At 40.7% G+C, this 23,497-nt stretch carries 18 protein-coding genes; 9 read left to right on the top strand and 9 right to left on the bottom strand.

Features of this window, described 5'->3' with window-relative positions:
* The first annotated feature begins 37 nt into the window (after window positions 1-37).
* From GQR45_RS14055 to GQR45_RS14035, 5 genes are all read left to right on the top strand, one after another.
* Window positions 38-1,627: an alkaline phosphatase gene (locus GQR45_RS14055; RefSeq protein WP_165726267.1), complete on the top strand. Its 1,590-nt coding sequence runs from the start codon at window positions 38-40 to the stop codon at window positions 1,625-1,627.
* A gap of 11 nt (window positions 1,628-1,638) precedes the next feature.
* On the top strand, window positions 1,639-3,429 hold the full coding sequence (locus GQR45_RS14050) for an alkaline phosphatase (protein ID WP_007580435.1): 1,791 nt from the start codon (window positions 1,639-1,641) through the stop codon (window positions 3,427-3,429).
* A 139-nt stretch (window positions 3,430-3,568) separates the two neighbouring features.
* The gene (locus GQR45_RS14045) at window positions 3,569-4,282 is read left to right on the top strand and encodes a hypothetical protein (RefSeq protein ID WP_165726266.1); all 714 of its coding nucleotides are present in this window, start codon (window positions 3,569-3,571) and stop codon (window positions 4,280-4,282) included.
* Between the two features lie 316 nt (window positions 4,283-4,598).
* On the top strand, window positions 4,599-5,540 hold the full coding sequence (locus tag GQR45_RS21580) for an SEC-C metal-binding domain-containing protein (protein ID WP_206008651.1): 942 nt from the start codon (window positions 4,599-4,601) through the stop codon (window positions 5,538-5,540).
* A 180-nt stretch (window positions 5,541-5,720) separates the two neighbouring features.
* The gene (locus GQR45_RS14035; protein WP_165726265.1) at window positions 5,721-6,215 is read left to right on the top strand and encodes a hypothetical protein; all 495 of its coding nucleotides are present in this window, start codon (window positions 5,721-5,723) and stop codon (window positions 6,213-6,215) included.
* Window positions 6,216-6,342: 127 nt separating this feature from the next.
* On the opposite strand, the gene GQR45_RS14030 is transcribed toward GQR45_RS14035, so the two are convergent.
* The 9 genes from GQR45_RS14030 to GQR45_RS13990 all read right to left on the bottom strand — a co-directional run bounded on the left by GQR45_RS14030 (window position 6,343) and on the right by GQR45_RS13990 (window position 17,148).
* A complete protein-coding gene (locus GQR45_RS14030; protein WP_165726264.1) occupies window positions 6,343-8,232 on the bottom strand; it encodes a monovalent cation:proton antiporter-2 (CPA2) family protein in 1,890 nt (629 codons plus the stop codon).
* A 435-nt stretch (window positions 8,233-8,667) separates the two neighbouring features.
* A complete protein-coding gene (locus GQR45_RS14025) occupies window positions 8,668-9,561 on the bottom strand; it encodes a DUF4097 domain-containing protein (protein WP_165726263.1) in 894 nt (297 codons plus the stop codon).
* 206 nt (window positions 9,562-9,767) lie between these two features.
* A complete protein-coding gene (locus GQR45_RS14020) occupies window positions 9,768-12,299 on the bottom strand; it encodes a TonB-dependent receptor (RefSeq protein WP_165726262.1) in 2,532 nt (843 codons plus the stop codon).
* 268 nt (window positions 12,300-12,567) lie between these two features.
* Complete coding sequence (locus GQR45_RS14015; protein WP_165726261.1) at window positions 12,568-13,413, bottom strand: DUF4198 domain-containing protein; 846 nt, start codon at window positions 13,411-13,413, stop codon at window positions 12,568-12,570.
* Between the two features lie 38 nt (window positions 13,414-13,451).
* A complete protein-coding gene (locus tag GQR45_RS14010) occupies window positions 13,452-13,961 on the bottom strand; it encodes a DUF2271 domain-containing protein (protein ID WP_007580449.1) in 510 nt (169 codons plus the stop codon).
* Window positions 13,961-14,593, bottom strand: a complete 633-nt coding sequence (locus tag GQR45_RS14005; protein ID WP_007580451.1) for a PepSY-associated TM helix domain-containing protein — start codon at window positions 14,591-14,593, stop codon at window positions 13,961-13,963. Before GQR45_RS14005 ends, GQR45_RS14010 begins: the two co-directional genes overlap by 1 nt.
* Before the next feature lie 124 nt (window positions 14,594-14,717).
* Window positions 14,718-15,113, bottom strand: coding sequence for a YbaN family protein (locus GQR45_RS14000; protein ID WP_007580453.1), 396 nt, complete (start codon window positions 15,111-15,113; stop codon window positions 14,718-14,720).
* A gap of 127 nt (window positions 15,114-15,240) precedes the next feature.
* On the bottom strand, window positions 15,241-16,566 hold the full coding sequence (locus GQR45_RS13995) for a hypothetical protein (protein ID WP_007580455.1): 1,326 nt from the start codon (window positions 16,564-16,566) through the stop codon (window positions 15,241-15,243).
* A 99-nt stretch (window positions 16,567-16,665) separates the two neighbouring features.
* Window positions 16,666-17,148: a MarR family transcriptional regulator gene (locus GQR45_RS13990; protein WP_007580457.1), complete on the bottom strand. Its 483-nt coding sequence runs from the start codon at window positions 17,146-17,148 to the stop codon at window positions 16,666-16,668.
* A 427-nt stretch (window positions 17,149-17,575) separates the two neighbouring features.
* On the opposite strand from GQR45_RS13990, the gene GQR45_RS13985 reads away from it, so the two are divergent.
* From GQR45_RS13985 to GQR45_RS13970, 4 genes are all read left to right on the top strand, one after another.
* A complete protein-coding gene (locus GQR45_RS13985) occupies window positions 17,576-18,424 on the top strand; it encodes a D-hexose-6-phosphate mutarotase (protein WP_165726260.1) in 849 nt (282 codons plus the stop codon).
* Window positions 18,425-18,460: 36 nt separating this feature from the next.
* Window positions 18,461-18,994, top strand: coding sequence for a PH domain-containing protein (locus GQR45_RS13980; RefSeq protein ID WP_007580462.1), 534 nt, complete (start codon window positions 18,461-18,463; stop codon window positions 18,992-18,994).
* Window positions 18,987-20,534: a PH domain-containing protein gene (locus tag GQR45_RS13975; protein WP_165726259.1), complete on the top strand. Its 1,548-nt coding sequence runs from the start codon at window positions 18,987-18,989 to the stop codon at window positions 20,532-20,534. Before GQR45_RS13980 ends, GQR45_RS13975 begins: the two co-directional genes overlap by 8 nt.
* Before the next feature lie 131 nt (window positions 20,535-20,665).
* Entirely contained in the window at window positions 20,666-23,482 is a 2,817-nt protein-coding gene (locus GQR45_RS13970; protein WP_165726258.1) for a PD40 domain-containing protein, read from the top strand.
* Window positions 23,483-23,497: the final 15 nt, after the last annotated feature.

Genomic DNA, 23,497 nt, shown 5'->3' with positions numbered 1-23,497 from the left:
ACATTTAAAAATAACCACTAAACAATGGGAATTACGGATGAAAATTAAAAAAGTCGCTGCGGCAATCGCGCTAACATTTGCGTTTAGCGCAGTTAGCCATGCTGATGTACTACCGCAAAGCCAAAAAGACAGCAGCTGGTATAGCGCTGCGCAAACTAAACTAACAACAAAAACAGCACAAGCGCAGGCTACACAAGCCACTAAAGCTAAAAACGTTATTTTATTTGTGGGCGATGGCATGGGTATTTCTACACTTACCGCCGCGCGCATTTTACAAGGGCAGCGTAATAACCAATCTGGCGAAGAAGGTTATTTAAGCTTTGAAGAGTTCCCATACTCTGCACAAGTTAAAACGTATAACGTAGATGCTCAAACTCCCGACTCAGCAGGCACGATGACGGCTATTATTTCCGGTGTAAAAACCGATGTGGGCGTTATTGGTGTAGACGAAGATATTGAACGCGGCGTGTGTTCAACAGTGGCAGGTAACGAGCTAATTACCGCAACTGAATTGGCTGAAATTAAAGGGCTATCTACCGGTATTATTTCTACAGCACGTATTACTCATGCAACCCCTGCTGCAACGTATGCTAAATCGGCTGACCGTAACTGGGAAGACGTATCAGATATGCCAGAAGATGCCGTAACAGGTGGCTGTGAAGACATTGCATCGCAACTTGTTAACTTTGAAAAAAACCTAGAAGCACGATTTGTAGGGACCGACGTAGACGGTCTTGATTTTGTAATGGGTGGCGGTCGTCGTCACTTTTTACCAAAAGACGAAACAGCTAACTCAATAGATGCAGTAAGTGCTATAGAAGGCGACCGCACTGACGAGCGCAACTTAGTAACTGAGTGGCAAACACAATACCCAGATGCCACATACGTAATGGATCAAACGGGCTTTGATGCAATAGCAGATGACGCCACTAAAGTATTTGGTTTATTTAACGAATCCCACATGCAGTACGAAGCTGACCGCGCAAATGATGTAGCGGGCGAGCCTTCACTTACCGATATGACCACTAAAGCAATTGAAGTGCTTGGTAAAAACGATAACGGATTTTTCTTAACGGTTGAGTCGGGTCGAATTGACCACGCGCACCACGCGGGTAATGCATACAATGCGCTTAACGACACCATTGAGTTTGCTAAAGCCGTACAAGCTGCGGTAGATAACACCAACCCAGAAGAAACCCTTATTTTAGTAACCGCCGATCACAGCCATGTATTTACTATTGCAGGCTACCCTAAGCGTGGTAATCCAATTTTAGGTCAAGTAGTTGCAGTAGGTGCAACAACACCAAGCCTAGCCGCCGACGATATGCCGTACACCACAGTAGGTTACGCAAATGGCTTAGGTTTTAGAAATCTAGGCGACGAGACTGATGCTGATGCAAGTTACACAAGTGCTGCTGTAGCAGGGCGTGTTGAGCTAAATGGCGTTGATACAACAATCCCAGGTTTTCACCAAGAAGCAACTGTACCAATGGGCTCAGAAACACACGCAGGTGAAGACATCTCTTTGCATGCAAAAGGTCCTGGTGCTCAGCTAGCACAAGGCGTAATTGAACAAAACGTAGTGTTTCATCTAATTAATCAAGCTCTTGAACTAACTCAGCAATAATGGCGGCTAACATGAACAAATTAACGGTACTTTCTTTGGCAGTAATGGTCGCGCTAGCAGGTTGCTCGAGTGACGATAACAAAAATGAAAACAATATTATCGCAGTAGATAACGCTATTGCAGTGGGCTCTGAGCAGTGCATTAATGGCGGTGTAGAGACGCAAGTAGGCGCAGATACCAATAATAACGATGTGCTAGATAGCGATGAAGTTAACTCAACTAATTTAGTGTGTAATGCACCTGCAACGTCGTTAACAAGCGAGCAGCTGGCATCGCTCACTAGTAATACTTGGTTTAGTGAAGCGCAAACAAAATTAGGCGCTGCACAAACAGCCAGTAGCAACATTGTTACAGAATCAGGCAAAGCTAAAAACGTTATTTTATTTGTTGGCGATGGTATGGGTATTTCTACCATAACCGCAGCACGTATTTTAGCGGGTCAGTTAGAGGGCGAAATGGGTGAAGACCACCAGTTAAGCTTTGAAACTATGCCTTTTTCAGGCTTTGTAAAAACATACAACGTAGATGCGCAAACGCCAGATTCGGCAGGCACTATGACCGCAATGGCATCGGGTGTTAAAACCGACGCAGGCGTTATTGGTATTGATGAAGCGGTTGAACGTGGTAATTGTGCATCAGGCAAAGGGCACGAACTTGTTACCTCGTTAGAGCTTGCTGAAATTGCAGGCAAAGCAACAGGGATTATTTCTACAGCGCGTATTACTCACGCAACACCAGCTGCAACGTATGCTAAATCGGCAGAGCGTAACTGGGAAGATATCTCCGATATGCCAGAAAGTGCCGCAACGTGTGAAGATATTGCATCGCAACTGGTTAACTTTGAAGCCAACTTAGAGGCACGCTTCAGTGGTGTTGATGTAGACGGTATTGACGTGGTAATGGGCGGCGGTCGTCGTCACTTTTTACCAAAAGATGCCGCGTTTAATTCAGCCGATGCAGTAAGTGCTGTTGAAGGGGATCGAACCGATAACCGCGACTTAACCGCAGAGTGGAAAACGCAATATCCAAATGGCACGTACGTAATGGATCAAACCGGTTTTGATGCAATAAGTGACGACGCCACTAAAGTGTTTGGCTTATTTAACGAGTCCCACATGCAGTACGAAGCTGACCGCGCAAACGATGTTGCAGGCGAGCCTTCGCTTTCGCAAATGACCGAAAAAGCAATAAACGTACTTGATAACAACGAGCAAGGTTTTTTCTTAACGGTTGAGTCGGGTCGAATTGACCACGCGCATCATGCGGGTAACGCTTATAACGCGTTAAACGACACTATTGAGCTTGCTAAAGCCGTTAAAGTGGCGATGGAAAACACCAACCCAGAAGAAACATTAATAGTTGTAACTGCCGATCACAGCCATGTATTTACCATTGCTGGTTACCCTAAACGCGGTAACCCAATTTTAGGTAAAGTGGTTGCAGTAGGCGCTACTGAGCCAAGCTTAGCTGCCGACGATATGCCTTACACAACGGTTGGTTACACCAATGGTGGTGGCTTTAGAAACCTAGGTAGCGAGACCGATGCCGATGCAGGTTACGCCTTTGCACCAGTAACAGGGCGTGTTGATTTAACAGATGTTGATACAACAACACCTGGTTTTCATCAAGAAGCATTGGTACCAATGGGCTCAGAAACACATGCCGGTGAAGACGTAGGCGTTTATGCAATGGGGCCAGGTGCACACTTGGTAACAGGCACAAACGAGCAAAGCTTTTTATTCCATGTAATGGACTTTGCCGCTGACTTTGTAAAAACCGCAGACGAAAAACTAGCGCAATAAATACCGGCTAGCTATAAATTTAGTTAAATATATCTAAATAAAAAACCCCGCCTACTTTGCGGGGTTTTTGTCATTAAACTGACATTTATAATCGTTATGTTATTGCCATAAACTTGAAATATAAATAAGAGATAGCTAAATGAAAAAAGCGTTATTAATAATTGCCACGCTTGTAAGTACAAGTAGCTTTGCCTCGCAATGTGATATTGATGCCAAGCATTTAAAAGCGGATTATAAAATTACCAACAGCCATAAAACGCAGCAAAGCAGCGAGTCACTTACCCTTTGGCGAAACAATCAGCAAGTAGCGCACCAAAGTGAAGTAATAACCGAGCTTTGGCAGCACTTAGCTAATAATCAAATACGACCAATACGTTACTTTAATGCCCAGCAACGCGGCATTGAATATCAACCATCTGAGGTACGCGGCGTACAAAACTGGAGTGCTAAAAGTCAGCTGGTGGATAACCACTTAATCGAAAAAATGACCCTAGTAAGCACACAAGGCAAAGGCTGCGATGAAGTAAAAAACTATACACTGAGCGAAAATGACAACGACTTTAACCTTGCCTTTTATACGCATTCAAAATTAGTTAAAACATTTAGCATTAGTAATAAAAAAAGCCAAACAAGTACATTGCTAAGCCTTAACAATATAAACACTGATGTGCCATTAATTACTGCTCAATTTGCACAGTGGGACCGTTTTCAAACCACCGATTACGCCGACATTGGCGATAACGAAGGCGACCCGTTTTTAGCTAAAATGATAAACCTTGGTTTTATTGAGCACAGCGCAACTGGCTTTTATAACCAGCAGGGCGAGGCTATTCAAGGCGGGCACCACCACTAGATTTTAGCGTTTTTAAATGTAGTAGCTCATAGTTGGTCTTAATGTTTTGAAGATTAAGCTTATACTTCAGCAGATAGGCGACTGTGAGCTACAAGCTGGTATTCAATTCGTTAATAGAAGTCACAACCACCAAAATCTTATCATCAAGTCATCTTACTTTTGTTCCCAAAATAACCACTCACCGCATGATATTCTTAACTGGTAAAAATTCACACTATTTGATATTAATAGAAGTTCACATTATAGGTACTTTTCTCGTAATAATGAGGGAAATGTCCTCTGATAAAGTTGTTAGCACACTTAATGGAAGCTTTTGGTGAGAATAAACAAGTATGGCTTAAAAGATACAATTGAAGCTGGTATTAAGCGTGAGATTAGACAACGCTGCGGTTTTGGTTGTGTAAACTGTGGGAGTGCAGTTTATCAATATGAGCATGTTGATCCTACATTTGCGGAAGCAACGGAACATAACCCAGATCATATAGTGCTCCTATGCGGCGGTTGCCATGACCGTGTTACTCGAAAAATATTATCAAAAGAAACGATAAAAATCAGATCTGATAGCCCTGTTTGTAAACAAAAAGGATTTTCTTTTGGTCCTTTTGACTTAGGTATGGTTGAACCAAAAATTACAATTGGCACATTAAATTGTAAAGGCGTTGAATCCTTAATTAGGATAAATGGAGATAATGTACTTTCCATTAAGCCTCCCGAATCCGAAGGCGCACCATTTCAAATAAATGCATATTTGGCTGATAGGGATGGGCGTGAGATATTAAAAATTGTCGATAATGAGTGGATTACAACTACAAATAATTGGGATGTAGAAGTTGTTGGTACCAGAATAACAATAAGGAAAGCTCTTGGTGATATTGTTCTTTCTCTACGTTCAGAGCCTCCGCACAATTTAGTGATTGAACGTCTAGAGATGGAACATTTAGGTATAGAACTATCTTGTCGTGAAAATAAAAATTTGAAAGTGATTACACCGTCAGGGCAAATATTAACGTCTAACTCAATGGATATTGAAGGCAGTAAAGTCGGGTTTGATATTAATAATGATTCTATGTCTATAGGTGTTGGTGGTGGTTGTGTCCATATAGGAAGTATGACATTAGATAGTACTTATATACCGCAAAGGCACACTCGGCAAATGTTCGTAGGACCTAGACGAGAAAGTAGAAAAATTGGTCGCAATGAAATATGCCCGTGCCGTAGTGGAAAGAAATTCAAAAAGTGCTGTGGGTTAGTGTGCTAACAAAAGCATTAAGGTGACGCGTTATACTTGGCGATTCTTGTATAGCGTTTGTTGCGCTTGGTGAGCACATGCTAGGCGATACGTGGATTAGATATTAGTCGACCGCTGCATTAAAACAATAAAAAGCTACCCTAATACATCGCATGTTAGTCGGGTGTTAATTACTAAGAGGATATTCAGTTGAATCCGATAGATGTTATTAATTCTAAAAAGCAGCATTTGGCTAGGTATGCTAATGAAAATGGTTCAAATGGTGAGTTAGTAACCATTGAATTAAATGAAAATTGGATCCCCAGACCAAAAGGAAATGAACTAAAACTTTTGTTATTAGCCCTTAAAGAAGTAGGGATTATTATTAAACGTTCAAGTTTCGATGCGTTGTCTATTCCAAAAGGAATTTCGATAGATTTTAATGATCTTGTATCTATTAAAGCTTCACTCTCAAACATAACCTTTATTGAAATCAAGTCGGCTAATCAAGATCGCGTTAAAAAAGATTTTTCGGGCTTTTTCTTTGCATTAACTGAGAATGAAATTAAAGCTGCAGAAGCATTAGGAGATAGACATCAGGTTGCTTTATATAATAAAAAAACATCTGAAGTATTGATGACTAGTGTAGTGGAAATCATTAATAGGGCTAAATCATCTACTTGGCAAGTATCAGTACAGTTATAAGCGTCATACGAGTTGTTTAAAAGAAATGAAACAGTTGGTTATACTCAAGCGATGCTGATTTAAACCAACTATTTATTGTTTGTATTAAAATGCTACTATCACCCGCTTATAACGCGATTGCCTAATACTACTCCAAATGAGCATCATCAGGCTTTTTAGGTTTACTCGCTACTTCTGTTAAGCCGTCTTCGCAGTCGCCGCTGTCGCAGGTATTTAAATCGCTTTGTGCTTGTTTATCTTGTTGCAGCACTTGTTTTAAATCTTCCATACGTTGGCGCACGGCTACGCCGTAGCTGGCGTCGTCTCCCCATAATGCAGCAAGTTGCAGTACTGCAGCGCGGTCGTGGTCTCTAAATAATTTACCGGCGCGCTCTGCATCTTGCTTAGTGTTACCTAGTAACTCGAGTGCTTCTACGGCAAGGTTAATAGCCGAGTCGACTGTTTCGCGGTTAAACGCATCTACTTTTAAATTAAGTAACTGATACGCATGGCGGCGGTCGATTGCGCGAGCAACTATTTTAAGCTGCGGGTAGTTTTTATGCGCGAGCTTAATTATCTCAATGGTTTTATCGGGGTTATCAATTGCAATTACTAGCATTTGCGCGGTGTGTGCGCCTGCTGCTTCAAGGAGTTCTTGGCGTGCGGCATCGCCATAAAATACGGTATTACCAAAACGGCGTAGTAATTCTATTTGGCTAGGGCTGTGATCAAGTACGGTAATTTCGTAGCCTTGCGCGTGCAGTAAACGCCCCATAATTTGACCAAAACGTCCGTAGCCCGCAATAATTACGTGCTTAGCGGTGCTAATTTGCTCTGGCTTATCAAACTCAGGCAGAGCACTGCTGCTGCGTTTTTGTATTTGCTCATAAACCATAAGTAGTAACGGCGCTATTAGCATTGATACCGCTACAACTAAGGTAACAAGGCTGGTTTGCTCGGGCGTTAAAATACTTAAGGTGGTGGTTACGCTTAAAAGTACAAAGGCAAATTCACCCCCTTGGGCAAGCGCTAAGGCAAATAATAACTGCTGTTTACTGTTAATTTTAAAGGTAACGGCAAGGGCAAATAAAATGCAGGCTTTAACTACAATAAGTAAAACTACTAAGCCAATAACAGTACTAAACTCGTTAAATAGCAGCTCAAAGTTAATTGATGCGCCAACCGTTATAAAAAACAATCCTAACAGTAAGCCTTTAAAGGGTTCTATATCGGCTTCTAATTCGTGTCTAAATTCGCTCTCGGCAAGTACAACGCCTGCTAAAAAAGTCCCCAAAGCAGGCGATAAACCAATACTTTGCATAACTAGCGCAATAGCGCCCACTAAAAACAGTGCAAAAATAGTAAATATTTCACGCATGTGCGTTTGGGCAATGTATCTAAATAACGGGGCCGATACATATTTACCACCGGCAATAATAGCGGCAATAACCGCAACCGAAACACATACTTGTTGCCATACAGGCCAGCTTGCAATAATCGAATCGCTGATTTCTTTTGTGCTAGTTTGCGGGGCAAATGCAAGCAGTGGCAATAGGGCTAAAATAGGAATAATTGCGATGTCTTGAAACAGCAATACCGAAAAAGCGTTTTGTCCGGCTTCTTGCTTTAGCCAGCCTTTTTCTTCAAGGCTTTGCAGCACAATAGCCGTAGAGGAGAGCGCGAGCATTAAACCAATGGCGAGTGCAGTTTGCCAATGCATGGCAAAAAACCAATAACAAAATGCAAATATAGCCGCTGCCGATAACACAACCTGTAAGCCGCCAAGCCCTAAAATAGAGTGGCGTAATGTCCATAAACGCGAAGGTTGTAGTTCAAGGCCCACTAAAAACAGCATCATCACTACGCCAAATTCAGCGAAGTGCATTACATCGGTTTGATCGCCCACAACACCCAGCGCATAAGGGCCAATGAGTATTCCGGCAATTAAATAACCTAACACAGAGCCAAGTCCGACTCGTTTTGCAATAGGGACAGCTACAATGGCTGCTGCTAAATAAATTAAAGCAATTTCTAACACGCGTTTATCCTAAGTCATTCTATTTATGCTCAAGGTATTTGAGCATAAATAGAATGACTTAGGTTCTTATAAAATACAATAATTCATGTGGCTGAAAATACGTTATTTTTAGCTCATACTGTTAGGGCGTGTTGATCATTGGTGAGTGAATTTACAGCAGTATGTTTGGTTTTTAGACAAGGCGGAGCCTATGTAGTGTGGTTATTCCCCATGAATAGGCGATAACGCAGCATAAATACCAAACATGCGCTGCCCTTTGGGTTCTTTCTAGGGACGATTAACTCTTTGTTGCTCGGTTTTTACTTATTCTTACATGGATGTAAGCCATTAGGGTAACGCAGGAGCAGTTACCGAGCCCACTAGGTTACAAACCTCGCGCCGCGATTTAATCGCCCCTAGATTGAACAAATTTCTATCCACAAAGATCAACACGCCCTAGTTAGCTACTTTTACTGAACCGCTAATATTATCGATACTTACATCGCCCGAGCCCGACTCAGTAATAGTCAGCCCCTTTGCATGGTTAACGCGAATATCACCCGAACCGTCTTCAATTGTTACGCTTGAGCCAATATGCTCAATGATCATGTCGCCAGAGTTATCATCAACATTAACAGTACCGCTTATATGGCTTATCACTAAATCACCCGATCCATCTTCAACGTTTAGCGAACCGTTTATGTTGCTCACGTGCATTTCGCCAGAACCATCGTCAATAGTTGCATTGCCGCTTACGTTGTTTATATGAATACTGCCAGAGCCGTCGGTTAATTCTAAATTACCTGCGATGTTTTCAAGGTTTACTTCACCTGAGCCATCGTCAATAGTTAGGTTTTTAGCACCGCTTATCGTTAAATCTCCTGAGCCGTCTTTTACATCAATATTGCTTTGCATAGCACTTATTAAAATGTCGCCAGAGCCATCATCAATATCTAAATTTAGATTACTTGGCACAGTAACCACTAAATTAATACTTGGAGATTGGCCACTGTAAAAGCTAATACCATTACGGCTTTTATTTTGGGCAACAAGCTTTGCCTGTTTACCGTCTTGCTCGAGCGTTAGTTCGTACTCGTCTTCAATGTCGGCTGTGTAAATAGTGGCATCCACACTAATGCTGGTGGCCGTTTTTGAGCCTTTTATTTCAAGGCTACCTGCGCCGCTTAACACATTTAAATATTCAAGATTATTGCTTGGCAGTGATAGCTGCTGAGTTTGCTTTACTGAGGCAACGCTTGGCGATATATGAAATACACAGCCACTTAATAATAAAATGCCGCCAATAAGTGAAAATGGTTTTGCAATGCTTAATTGTGTTGATGAGCTCATGTTTAGTCCTTTGGTATTTATTGTTTGTATTTATATAAACAATATAGAGCAAAAATGAGGCCGAAATGTAAGCTGTTGTTTTATATAGGGTGGTGGTTTTTTATGAAAGTTGAAATACTAATAAGTGGTTAAAATAACTAATTATTAATATAAAAGGATGCGCGATGCATCCTTTTATAATTGCTCTGCTTTTATTAGGGAACTAATTAAAAGCTGTAAGTAATATTACCGTATAAAAAACGCCCGTCTAATCCGTAAGGCGCATACGGTGTGTACGGGAATATTTGGCCAAAGTCAGAGTAACCAATGTTATCCACGGTGGCTTGTGGGTACTGATCGAACAAGTTGTTTGCACCAACGGCAAATTTCCAATATTCGTCTGGACGGTATGCCACTTCTAGGTCGGTGATCCATTTAGGGTCTAAGTATTCATCGCGATCAGCTGTAGTTGATATATCAGCGACTTCACCATAACGTGTGGCACGAAGCGTTGTTTGCCATTCGTTAAAGTTCCACACTGCAGATAGGTTCCATTTGCTATCTGGCGTGCCTTCTTCAAAGCGACCTACTTCACGACGCGCAAACACTACGTAGTCGTCACCTAGTGAGTTAAGCTGTGCAGGGTTGTCGTTTACGTGTGTTACTTCGGTATCGTTAAAGTTAGCTGCTACGTTTAAACGTAAATCACCTAAGTTGTCTAAATCTAGGTTATAAGTGGCAACTATATCTACACCTTGCGTGCGTGAGTCGATAGCGTTGGTAAAGTAACGTACGCTTTCGGTGTTTAGCTCACCGGCATTTTGTAGTATTTCAACAACTGCATCGCCTTCTAAGTTTTCAGACAATACAATACGGTCATCAATATCAATACGGTACGCATCAACAGTTAAGCTAAAGCTGCCTTGAGTGTAAATAAAGCCCGCAGTAACGTTTACTGACTCTTCAGCATCTAACGGCTGTGCACCTAGCGCTTGCGCGGCTGCAGAATCAGTTGGGAATAGACCAACTTCAAATGGTTGGTTGTTTTCAAGTACGGTTGATATTTGGCGGTACGAGCTTTGCGCTAAAGATGGCGCACGGAAACCTGTGCTAATTGCACCGCGCAGCGATAGGTTTTCAGTAATGCTGTAACGCGAAGCAAGCTTAGAAGTAAATGTGTCACCAAAGTCGCTGTAATCTTCATAACGACCCGCTAAAACTACGTTCCAGTTTTCTGTTAAGTAGGTATCAAACTCAACAAATAAAGCGATGTTATGACGGCTTTCGTCAGTCGCACTTTCTGGTCCAAAACCAGCAAGTACTTGCGCGCCACCGGCTGCAATTGGGTTACCATCGCTATCAAGTGCGGTGATGTAAGACGCTTCTTCGCCTTCTTCTATTTTGTAGCTTTCGTGGCGGTATTCAGTACCTACGGTAAAAAATACGTCATCAGGTAAGCCTAAATCGAGTGTGGTATTGACTGTTGCGTTTACTAAAAACTGATCGTAAACCAATGCACCGTTGTCAAATTCGGTTGGGCTGTCGGCACCTAGTGATGTATTAATACTATTTACAACACCGAAACCAAAGTCGTTGCGGCCGTAGTTGGTACTTACATCCCATGTCCAGTCGTTAGTTTCGCCTTGTAAGCCCAATGCAAATGAGTAGTCTTGTACGTCTGTTTCAATTTGCGGTAAAAAGCCATCTGGGTACACTTCTAAAACGTTACGGCTGTCTTTTGCTCGGCGGTAAAAACCACCTGAATTACCTTCACGCTTTGAGTAGCTACCAAATGAATAAAGGTTTAAGCCGTTATCTAAATCGTAACCCATGTTGTAAAACAACGCGTAATCTTCAAGGTCTGCTTTACCAAAGCGGTGGTTGTAACGATCGATAGTAAATTCACGTGGGTCTAGGCTGCCATCATCAAGGCGACTGTATTGTTCGCGTGGGTCAAAGCCTGAGCGTTGCGTTGAGTCGTTATCACGGTACTCAATGGATACGTTTACAAAGCCGTTATCAGATAACGCAAAACCAGAGTTTGCACTAACAGTGCGTGTTGCACCGTCGTTTACTTCTCTGTCGCCACCGGTATTAAACGCTAAGTCGCCGTTTGCGTCTGCATAGGTGCTGTCTAGCTGAGATACACCAGCCATTTGAGTATCGTATTTACCGTACGTTACGCTTACGCTACCGCCTTCTGAGGCATCTTTAAGTACAATGTTAATTACGCCAGCAATTGCATCAGAACCGTACTGTGCGGCTGCGCCGTCACGTAGTACTTCAACACGCTTAATTGCAGAGGTTGGAATCATGTTCAAATCAACAGCTGTAGATCCTCGGCCAACAACACCTGCTAAGTTTAATAGCGCACCGGCATGGCGGCGTTTGCCGTTTATAAGTACTAATGTGTGATCGGGTGCTAATCCACGTAAAACAGCTGGTTTTGCATGGTCAGTACCATCACCCATAGTGGCACTTGGGTAGTTAAAGCTAGGTACTTGGTTTGCTAGTATTTGGCTTATTTCTAGCTGACCCGTACTTTGCATATCACCGCTGGTAATAATGTCTACGGGTACCGTACTTTCGGCAATACTGCGTAAGCTTCTGCGAGTACCGGTAACCGAAATTACTTCGATATTCTTTTCTGCTTGATTATCTTGCTCTGCGGCAACGGCCATAGAGTAAGGTGTGCTAAGTGCAGTGGTAACGGCCAAGCTAAGTGCTAGTTTATTTGCAGATAAACGCTTAAAAGTCATTAATTGTTCCCCAAGAGCTGCTAGTCGAAAAGGAGCGCATCATATAGAAGCGACTACCCTAGTGCAAAGATAAAAACTATCTAAGATATTCTAAGTTGTTAACATATAAGGTCACTGTTTACGCACGATATCGGCGTTTGGATCGTTGTAGTTGCAATCTTGTGTCGAATGGTTGCGAATTCAAGGGAATTTTAGATAAAAGTTAGTAAGACGTAAAAAGGCCAAGCAAATGCTTGGCCTTTCAATTTTTTAAATTTAGTAATTTAAATTATTCAGGGGCAACTTCAAGCGTTGTAAATAATGCATAACGTCCTGCATCTACGCCTTCTTCATTTACGGTAACCTTGTTAGAAGTTTCGATTAGGTATAGGCCTGGTTCTTTCCATGTAATTGTAAACATACCTTCTTTATCGGTCGTTACTTTTACTTCGCCACGGTCGTTACGGTAGCGTGTGTCGCCTTTTAAAATACTTACTTCAATGCCTTCACCAGCAGATTTACCATCTTGTAGTAATTGAAAACGTGCTTGCTCACCTACAAATAAATCGTTTGGATGCGTTGGACCGCTAAGCTCTAAGCCTAAACCTAACAGGGCAGGCTTTGAGGTGCCATTTCGGCTTACAAATGTGTCTACTGTTGAAACAACCTTCGTTGTAGTTACATCTTTTGCATTGCTAGGTAACTCGGCGTCTGTTTTCTTACCAAATACACGCTTGCGCTTACCTTCTTCGTTTTTATAGAAGGTCATGTACATTGGCTTTTGGGTCATTGCAATGTGGTAAGTGCCTTGCTCTGTTAAGCTTACCGCAGCTGAGCTTTTACGTTTTAAGTAATAAGCACGAATGGTTTCAGATACTGGCTCACCATTAGGCGCAAGTGCCATTAATAATGTGTCGTCGTACTCGGCGCCTTTTTCTTTAGGTTTAAAGGCTTTGTCAGGTGCAAAAATTTCGTTAGAGATACTTGCGTCAATCATTACGTAATGCGCTTTATCGCCTGATAAAGATGTATGCGAAGGTAGTAACCAACGTCCGTGTGCACTTGCCGAAGTTGACACTAAAGCAGATAGGCTCAATGCGCCGATTAATGCAGTTTTTAATAAATTAATTTTCATTATTTTTCCTTTGCTTAAATTCTAGTAATAAATAGGTGCTACTTAGTGCTTACAGTGACGAAACTTTGTGAAAACTCGTTTTTACCATCAATTGTAATTTTTCCCGACTTTGTTAAATCAAGCTCAACACGGGCGTAATCTCTACCGCCTTCTTCGCGTACAACTTCAATATTTAGTAAGTATTTACCTGGTTTTACTGGGTTACCGTCTAAATCGTTACCTTGCCAATTTATAGTGTAAGTACCCGCGCGTTTTGTTGCGCCGCTAATGCCGTCAAAGTTGGCATCGCTTTTACCGGCTTTACGCCACCATTGGCGTAAGTCTTTAAACCATTCTGCTTTTTGTACCCAAAGTGCAAGCGTTGTAACGTGTTTGCGCTCTGGTGTTTCAAGCCAAACTGCAACGTATGGACGGTGATACGGTTGTACTTCTAAGTCGGGAAGCGTTAATTCAACCTCTAGCTGTGGTGTTTGTGCATGCGCTGTTGTTTGAAAAAACGCAGCTACTAGCAGTAATGCGGCGCTTATAAATAATTTAAATTTAACCATTAAGACACTCCTTTTATTTGTGGAACCCAACATAAATAAATAACCAGTGGAGTTGCGACTCCTAGTAAGGTTATCCATATTCCTGCTAAGCGTTTTTTTCTATTTTGAAACAAAATAATCATGCCGGTGATGGCAAATAAAATCATTAGTACGGCAGATATATCAATCACCCAACTCCATACTTCACCGCTGTGGCGGCCTTTATGTAAGTCGCCAATGAGGCTTAAAAAGCCACCTGTTTGGTAATCAAGGTTTAACTCGCCAGTTGTAAAATCAAGCTCTGCGTAGGCAAACCCTGCAGGCAGTGGGTAGTCGAGCATGACAAGCGCGTCTTCTTTTTCCCACTCAATGCTTTTTACTTTTGTAAGTGCATATTGCTCGGCTAAGTAAGCTTCTATTTCTGGGTAAAGCGTTGGCAAGGTATTTAGCTGCTCATTTGCTTTGGTAACTAGCTCAGCTGGAATTACCGCCGTTACTTGACCGTTATTTTTATCGTTTTTAAGCCAATCAATATGGTTGAGCACTATGCCGCTAACGCAAAATAAAATAAGCAAAAAAAACAAAGCTGTAGAAATATAAATATGTAGAGCACGGCTTGTACTATACAAAGCCCGCTTATTAATAAACGACATAAAAACAGTAAATAAATTAAATTTACAACATGATAATGATTTGCATTAGCTATTACAAATTTACTTACTTATCTTTACATAAAAACTTTAAAACAAAGGTGGTATGCAGGTAAAAAATGAATATTTAATGCTTAGGGGGGCTGGAGGGTCTTAAAATAAGGTAAATCATTACCGATACTTCTATTACTGCAACGAGATAAATAACCCAAATAGGGGCGGCTGAATACAGTAAAAATATAAATCCAATTAACATGCCAATGGCGGCGTAGCATTTGGCTTTAACAGGCACTACTTTATGGGCTTGCCATTGCTGCAAAGTTACACCGTAACGAGGGTGGTTTAACAGCCATTGTTCAAGCGCGGGTGATGAGCGAGTAAAGCAGGTGAGCGCTAAAATAAAAAATATAGTGGTAGGCATGACCGGTAACACAATGCCAATAATACCCAAGGCTACAAGTATTAAGCCAAGCGCTTTAAACCATAAGTTTTTATAACAAATAAACACTGCTTTTATATTCACTTAGGCTCTTTTTAGGCGTGTTATGGTATCTCTAATTGTAGGCTAAATAGCTATTAATTCGAAGCTTAAAATCAATAAAAAAGGGCAAACTAAGTTTGCCCTTTTAAAAATAAATGCGGTTAACAGTTTAGAAGTAGTAACCAATATTTATGTTGAAGCGACGTTCTGTATCGCCATCACCAATAATTGTTCCGCCAATAAATGGCTGGTTACGTGCTTGAATAAAGTCGAAGTAACTAAAGAAACCACCTGCAGCAACACTCATACCCGTTACGTTCATCCATGTATCTGCGCTATCGTCAGACTTGTCATAAATAATGCCGTAATCGTTGTAAAATTGAATGTCGGTAACTGGGCCCCAATCAAGCGAGTAATTATAAGCAACGTTAAAGTTAGTCATAGTTGCTTCGCTAGATACAGTGTCATAATACGCATACGCACCAACAACAAAGCGGTCGCTGCTGTCGTCTAGATCGTAGTCGTATTCACCGTGTTGAAATTGGATATTCCAGTTGTTAATTGTGCTATCAACATGAAATGCCCATGCACCGTAGTTACCTGCACGATCGTTACCGTCATGTAAACCACCACTTAATAATGATACACCCACATCGGTAGTTATATTTTTGCTGTGCTCAATTTGGTATGTTGCACGCCCGGCAAACGTATTGTATTCGCCTATGCGAGAGCCTGGTGCATCGTATGTACCTTCCTCTGCTGAGCGACTACCAATAATGTCGTAAGAGTAACGATGGTTAATATCTGAAGAGCCACCGTCTATACCACCTAGCTCATCATTTTTGAAAAAGCCTAGGTCTAGTTTCCAGTTATCTTTAAGTTTACGTTTTACTACTACACCTAAATCAAAATCGTCTTCTAGACCTACGTAATAATTAGTACTGAAAAAGTAGCTGTGTGAGTTGTATGGGCCATTACCAAAAGGCACGGGTGCAATACCTGCTTGTCCTTCCCAGCCATCTGCAAACTCGTAACCTAAGTAAGCATACTTAACAACGGTCATGTAATCGTAAAAACGTATTTCGCCGTTAAGTGAAATATCGTTAATCTCACCAGATACATTTATACGGAAAATATCAAAATCAAAATCGCCACCGCGATCTTGGGTATCTTCATCGTATGTGTTGGTGCTGTAATTAAAGCGTATTGCTCCACCAACTTTAATGCCTTCATCTTTTTTCTCAGGTTCAGCTGCGGCAACTTCAACTACTTTTTGATCAGATTTTTTACTGATGTTTGCAACTTGTTGTTCGTGCTGCTTATTAATTTGCTGTTGTTTTGTTTTTTCATCAGCTAACTTATTTTCAAGCAATTGCATTTGTTGCTTTAGCTGTTTAAGTTGGCTTTGTAGTGTGTCTAGATCATCAGACGCATAAGAAGTGCTTGTAACACCACCTAGGACTAGTGCTAGTGTTAATTTTGAGAGTTTAGTCATAATAGCCGCTCTGCTTGTGATTAAAAAATAAAAAATTCAAGACGTCAAAAAACGCCTTACGTTTAGAGTAAGTACAAAACTATGTATTTTTTTTATTGTTTATTCTTTAGGAGCTTGAGTAAGTGCACCAACTTCTAGAAGGGGCGATGCATCTAATTTATCTGCATCCATCATCGCGGCTACACGCTGCATTGATGAGAGTAAAAGGCTCTGTTCCCACTCAGCAAGCGCAGAAAACTTTTCAATAAAGTGTTCTTGCAATGGCTGAGGTGCTTTATCAAGTAACTCTTTTCCTTTATCGGTGAGGTATAAGCTCACTCTGCGTTTATCCATTTGACTGCGTACGCGTGTTACTAAGTTTCTGCTTTCTATTCTGTCGAGAATATTGGTGACCGTTGCTGGGCTTAAATTTACGTTTTGAGCAATACGGCTCGCCGTTATTCCATCGGTTTTTTTAACTTCTTGCATTATAAGCAATTGTGGGCCAGTTAAACCCGAAGTTTTATTTAGCTGCTTAGAATGTAAGTCAATCGCGCGGATCACTTTACGTAAAGAAACCAATAACTCGTCATATTTTTGCATTTGCTTATCTCATCGATGGGGCGGTAGTTTGCCGTAATCGCGAAATGTTACACATCAAATAAATTGAATTCAAACAATATATTGCACATTAGGCCGCTTTTGTTGGTTTTTAATAGTTAGAGCAGTAACTAATGTAAAATTATATTGTTTAAATTATAGTAAATTTTCTTAGCATCTTGTGTGCATTAAGTTGCGCACAGTACGTATGTTGTGAATAATTGGCAAGTCTTATTGTATAGACTTTAGTATTATTCATTTACAGCTGTTAGTACAAAGTAATTGTTTGTGAGTTTACTGTATATGTATTAATCGGCAATGAACAAATTCAGCAATCAATATTTAATATCAATAGCGTATACTTTAAGCATGCATTATTGTTTCTGCACAAATATTAAAAATCTTTAGTATCAGTATTATAGGGGAAGGTATGAAATTATCGCCATCAGTTAGCATTGAGCAAAGCGAAACCGGTCTTGAGTTTATTAAAATAGCTAGCTCAAAGTGCGATGCAAAAATATTTTTGCAAGGTGGGCAAATTACCGAGTTTATCCCTAAAAATAACAAGCCACTTATATGGGTATCACAAGACGAAACTTATCAAGAAGGGGCAAGTATTCGAGGTGGTATTCCTATTTGTTGGCCGTGGTTTGGTATACACGCTAATGATGGCTGGCCTGCCCATGGTTTTGCGCGCACAAGTGTGTGGCAAGCTGATGAAGTACACGAATCTGATGAGCAAATTACAGTTAGTTTAAAGCTACCCATGAAGCTTGTTAATACGACGTATTGGCCACATCAGTCAGCATTAAAAGTTGAGTTTGTATTAAGCGATAAATTACAGGTTAGCTTAACGACCGCTAACTTAGGGAGTGCGCCATTTAGCTTTACTCAAGCGCTGCATACCTATTTTCCTACATCAGACATTACAAAGACCCATGTAGATGGTTTGCAAGGTGCGCAATATATTGAGTTTAGTGAAGGGCCATTTGTACAAAATGATGTTGTAAGCTTTAATCGCGAAACCGATATGGTTTACACACAAGCAAGTACAGTGCAAACCATTAATATGCCAGAAGGTGTTATTAATGTGAGCCGCGAAAACTCAAGTTCGTGTGTACTGTGGAACCCATGGATAGAAAAATCAAAACGCTTATCTAACTTTGCTGACGATGAGTATAAAACAATGCTCTGCTTAGAGGCTGCTAATGTACTGACAGATAAAGTAACGCTTGAGCCAAAACAAAGCCACACCTTAATAACCACCATTAGTTGGTAAGCTAGCCATAATTAAAAGCAGGAATAGGGACAAATAGTGTTTAACAATCAACAAATAATGGATTTACCAAAGCATAGTGATATTAGCTTTAAGCCATTGGCTGATAAAGCCTTATTACATACACAGCTTAGCTCGCTTCTGTTTTATATACCGCTAATTGGAGCGCTTATTGCTGTTTGTTATTTTAATGAAGCCTTTGCTAATAATGCACAAACGTATTTGCTAATTGGTATGCCTATTTTGGTGGCCGTATCTATGGCGTACAACATGATAAGTGTGAGGCTGCGAGGTTTTGCAGTGCGAAATCATGACATTGCTTTTAAAAAAGGCGTTATTTGGCAACAAGTGACGGTATTACCTTTAGCGCGTGTACAGCATATGGAAATACACCAAGGGCCAATAGAGCGAAAACTTAGCCTTGCGAGTATTAAATTATTTAGCGCTGGCGGTGTAAGTGCCGATTTACAAATTAGTGGGCTAACCCATGATGATTGTAAAAATATGCGCCAATTTGTACAAAACTACCGCCAAGACGACGCAACTACTCAGGCAACTTTAGTCGATGAGTAATGCAACTATCGAAGATAAAGCGAGCCCTATTTACTGGCAAAAAGTATCGCCCTGGGCGCTTTTATACTTTGTTGTGCACTTTAGTGTGCGCTTTGTAAAAGATGGCCTTTTAAACTTACTGCCTATGCTTGTCGTGTTTGTTACTCAAGTAGAAAATAAGTTGTTTTGGGCGCAAGTTGCAGGTGGGATTGCGCTAATTTCGTTGCTTATTTACTCATTTTTATATTATTTAAATTTTAAGTTTTGTATTAGTAGCGACAACGAAATATTGCTTAACAAAGGTGTATTTAAAAAAGAGCGACTTACGCTTAAATTTGGCCGTGTGCAAAACGTTAATATTGCCGAGCCATTTTATTTTATCCCCGTAAACTTAGTTAATTGTATTTTTGATGCAGCTGGCAGTGTGTCGCAAGAAGTTGTTTTACCTGGCGTCACAAAAGATTACGCACAGCAAATGCGTAAACAAATATTTGATTTTAAAGCGCAGCAACAGCAAGAAATACAAAATACTGAACAAAGCGAAACAGACACTATCGAAAACAGCCTAAGCATTAGCAATAAAGAAATAGCCAAATTTGGTTTGATGTCGAATATGGCTATTTTAGCAATCGCTGCTTTGGCCCCTTTTATAAACCTGATTGTTGATTTTTTAGAGAAGCAAATTATTGCGAAAGTAGAAGGCTTTTATCAACAAGAGCTTGGTATGCTGGCCAGCGCTGCTACTTTTGCGATGATCACCTTAATTGTTTTGCTAGTTTTGGTAGCGGTGATGCTATCGGTGACTATGTCGCTTATTCGTTTTTATAACTTTGAGCTTTATTTTAAAGGTCAAAAGTTTAAACGTATTGCTGGCTTGTTAGAGCGCCATCAGCTTTCAATGAGCATGGATAAAGTGCAATCTATTATTATTAAGCAAAACCTAATGGGGCGATTGCTAAAGCGATTTACTGTTGAGTGCTTGCAAGCAAGTAGCGGCGGAATAGCAGCCGGTGTTGCGGCTAAAAAAAATAAACAAACCTTAGTATTACCTGTATTAAATAGCGAACAAGTTGATGGTGTATGCCAGTGGATTTACCCGTGGTTTAATAGTAAAAAACTCGCTTTTAAGCGCGCAGAACGCGCTCTTTTGTATAAAAATTTAGGCTTTTATTCATTGTTACCCAGTGCATTAGTGTTTGGCTTTTGTTTTATTGCTGATATTAATGCTTTGATAAGCCTTGGTGTTTTGGTGGTGTTTTCTGGCTTGGTAACTTTATCGTATCAGCGTTATGGTTATTACATGCATGAGGATAATGGTCGATTTTACATGGTTGTACGCAAAGGTATGATTGGCGTTCATTACCGTGTTTTTGAGCTTTATAAAGCGCAAAGTGCGCGCAGTATAAGTACGTACTTAATGAGAAAATCAGGCTTAAAAAGCCTGTATATACAACTTGCTTCAGGCTTTGCATTTATGCCCTACATAAAGCAGCAAGATGCTGACTTTATTATTGATTTTACAATTAAGCAGATTGAGTCCGATACTCGCAGCTGGATGTAATACCTCTTCATTAAAAAAATAAGGCATGTGTAAATACACATTTGCACATGCTTTATTACACTTTCTTACTGCCCATGAAAGACATTTAATAATACCCTAGATGGTATTAAGGAATTCTTTTAGGGACGCTCATGAAAAAAACACTTATCGCATCAGCTTTATTACTAGCAGCACCAAGCTTTGCAGCCGATTGGCAAACTATTCATACTGAACATTTCAACATTCACTACAGTGTTGAGCATGCTGATTTTGCTAAATCAACTGCAACAGAGCTTGAAATAGTACGCACCAAAGTGCTTGAGCAGCAAAACAGAGCACTTGATAAAACAGTTGATGTAGTGGTGTTTGATCCCCTAAATGCAGCAAACGGCTTTGCGCTACCTACCTCAAGTAACCCTGTAATGGCACTTTTTACAACCCCACCACAATCCGACACAGTTATATCAAACAGCTCTGGCTGGCAGCAGTTGCTTGTGTTGCATGAATATATTCACTTAGTGCACTTAGCACAGCCTACACGCAATGACTGGCAGCAGAAAGTACGTGGTATATGGGATTTATACGACTTAACCTACAGTGATACGCCGCGCTGGGTAGCCGAAGGTTATGCCACATTGATTGAGTCTAAAATGACGGGTCGTGGACGTTTGTTTGATAACTACTCAGAGTCAATACTGAGAGAATTTGCTCAACAGGGCGCACTGCCAACCTATGGGCAGTTAAATGGCGAGCAGGGCTTTATGGGCGGCTCAATGGCGTATTTAATGGGTAGTCGCTTTTTAAATTGGTTAGAGAAAAACTATTCAGAACAAACACTCGATAGTGTTTGGACGCGAATGCAAGGCGTAAAAACGCGTGATTTTGATGAAGCATTTAGCGGTGTGTTTAGGCAAAGTGCAGCCAAGCTATATCGCCGATTTATAGCTGAATATACCTATAAAGCAATGCAAATAGAGCAAGGGGAGCCGTTACTTAATAGTGAGCTTTGGCTTGAGCTTAACTTATATGCAAGCAATCCCGCCCTTTCAAATGATGGTAGTAAAATTGCGATTGTTGAGCGAGATAAAGAGAGTAATACCAAGCTTATAATTTATAGCACTGATGACAACATTGAAGCGCAAGAAGAGTTTACTAAAGCGCAAAAAGAGCTACTCGAAAACGATGCACAAGACATTCCCGATACAGCGCCCAGTGTATTTAAGCGTGAACAAAAACAAGTACTTAATCAAATTAACCAAGCCGGTATTGCAAACCCTCAATGGGTAAATAGCACAACGTTGTATTTCAATGCGTACAGCAATGAAGAGTCGGGTGTTTATAACAAAGTGTCTGACATATTTAGCTATAACACTGACACTGGAAATATTAAACAGCTTACCGAGCTTGCTGGTATACGACGATTTAGCGTAACCAGTAACGGCGAAACCTTGTATGGCGAGCAAATAAGAGATGGCTACTCTGAATTAGTAAAGGTTGATCTCAATACGCAAACCATCACACCATTATTTACAAAAAGCCTTGAGACAACTTACGATTACCCAATACTCAGTCCTGATGAAACTAAATTAGCTTACTTATCAACGTCATTAAATGAAAACTGGCAATTGTATATACAAGATGTAGGCGACAATCAACAGCAATTAGTACCTATGCCAAAAGGGTATCAATATATAAGTCAGCCAAGCTTTAGCCATAATGGCGAGTCACTTTATTTTGTTGCAGGTTTAAATAGCGCTACTGATATTTATAACTACAACATAGAGAGTAAAACACTCACCAAGTTAACCCAAGGGCAAGAGGCCGTTGCCCACCCAATTGAAATGGCTGATGGCTCGTTACTCTATTTTTCGATAACTGCAGATGGGCCAAATGTAAAAACACTGCCAAAAGCTATAAAAAGCACTGTAGTTACTGAGTTTGCAGCTAACAAAAAAGCACCGCTGCTAATAGTAAACGAACATACACTTCCAAAAGCTAAAATATATAAGCACGAAACTACAGAGCAAAAAAATTACAACGTGCTCGACCAGCACGCTACTTTCGCGATTGGCTCTCAATATTATTCGGCTTCTACCAGTTTGTTAGATTTAAGCATTAAAAGTAGCGACTTATTAAAGCAGCTCGACTTACAAGCGGGTTATAGCACTGATTTACACGATGGGGCATTGCACGGTGGTTATGTGCAGGCAAAATATAATGCGCTTGATGTAAAACTGAAACTTGCACTGTTTGACTACAATTTAGATACATCGCGCCAGTATCAGCAAAGTCTAAGTGCAGACATGGATGCCCGTGGTGGTTTTGCCGCAATAAGTTACCCCGTTATATTTGGGCAGTTAAGTTTAACGCCAGAGCTTGCCTACAATTACACTGATTATAAGCAAAGCCATAAAAGTTGGACGCGTTTAGGTATTGCTCAAAATTGGCAATATGATCGTCAAGACTTTGCTATAGGCCAAAGTATTTATGCGAGTTGGTACGATGGCAGTAGCAAAAGTAATAATTGGCAAGGTTATGATTTAGCCGCCAAAATTTTTGGTAAAGCGTTTGGTATTCCCCTTTATGCAAACTTTTCTCAAAAGCAACGTGACGACAGGAGCCTTGCATTAGGTGGCTTTAGCTCAAATCTTATTAATCAGCAGCAAAATAGTGAATATGTACTTTCATCTGAGCTGCCTTTTTACAGTGCAACTGCAAAGCGCTATCAAGGCTACGGTGGCGGCTTTAGCTTTAAAGAAGGCATGCCGTGGCTTTATTATAAGCAACATCAACTCGACGACACCGTATACGCACAAAGCTACGGCTTAAAATACCAAGGTGACTTTAGTTTTGGAATGGGGCCAGCAGGTGTAAACGATTTAACGTTTAATATGGGACTGTCGCGAGTAGAAGGCGACAGTTTTGAAGATGAAATGCGAGCGTGGCTGAGCTTTTATTATTCGTTATAAATATTAATTGGCTAA

Source organism: Pseudoalteromonas sp. SA25 (assembly GCF_011378705.1).
In the GTDB taxonomy this organism is placed as follows: domain Bacteria; phylum Pseudomonadota; class Gammaproteobacteria; order Enterobacterales; family Alteromonadaceae; genus Pseudoalteromonas; species Pseudoalteromonas arctica.
This window is presented reverse-complemented; position numbering and strand designations above follow the sequence as displayed.

Excerpts from the sequence above, each read along its gene's own strand:
- GQR45_RS14055 (WP_165726267.1), top strand. The coding sequence starts at position 38 with ATGAAAATTAAAAAAGTCGCTGCGGCAATCGCGCTAACATTTGCGTTT.
- GQR45_RS14050 (WP_007580435.1), top strand. The coding sequence starts at position 1,639 with ATGAACAAATTAACGGTACTTTCTTTGGCAGTAATGGTCGCGCTAGCA.
- GQR45_RS14045 (WP_165726266.1), top strand. The coding sequence starts at position 3,569 with ATGAAAAAAGCGTTATTAATAATTGCCACGCTTGTAAGTACAAGTAGC.
- GQR45_RS14025 (WP_165726263.1), bottom strand. The coding sequence starts at position 9,561 with ATGAGCTCATCAACACAATTAAGCATTGCAAAACCATTTTCACTTATT.
- GQR45_RS14020 (WP_165726262.1), bottom strand. The coding sequence starts at position 12,299 with ATGACTTTTAAGCGTTTATCTGCAAATAAACTAGCACTTAGCTTGGCC.
- GQR45_RS14015 (WP_165726261.1), bottom strand. The coding sequence starts at position 13,413 with ATGAAAATTAATTTATTAAAAACTGCATTAATCGGCGCATTGAGCCTA.
- GQR45_RS14010 (WP_007580449.1), bottom strand. The coding sequence starts at position 13,961 with ATGGTTAAATTTAAATTATTTATAAGCGCCGCATTACTGCTAGTAGCT.
- GQR45_RS14005 (WP_007580451.1), bottom strand. The coding sequence starts at position 14,593 with ATGTCGTTTATTAATAAGCGGGCTTTGTATAGTACAAGCCGTGCTCTA.
- GQR45_RS13995 (WP_007580455.1), bottom strand. The coding sequence starts at position 16,566 with ATGACTAAACTCTCAAAATTAACACTAGCACTAGTCCTAGGTGGTGTT.
- GQR45_RS13990 (WP_007580457.1), bottom strand. The coding sequence starts at position 17,148 with ATGCAAAAATATGACGAGTTATTGGTTTCTTTACGTAAAGTGATCCGC.
- GQR45_RS13985 (WP_165726260.1), top strand. The coding sequence starts at position 17,576 with ATGAAATTATCGCCATCAGTTAGCATTGAGCAAAGCGAAACCGGTCTT.
- GQR45_RS13975 (WP_165726259.1), top strand. The coding sequence starts at position 18,987 with ATGAGTAATGCAACTATCGAAGATAAAGCGAGCCCTATTTACTGGCAA.
- GQR45_RS13970 (WP_165726258.1), top strand. The coding sequence starts at position 20,666 with ATGAAAAAAACACTTATCGCATCAGCTTTATTACTAGCAGCACCAAGC.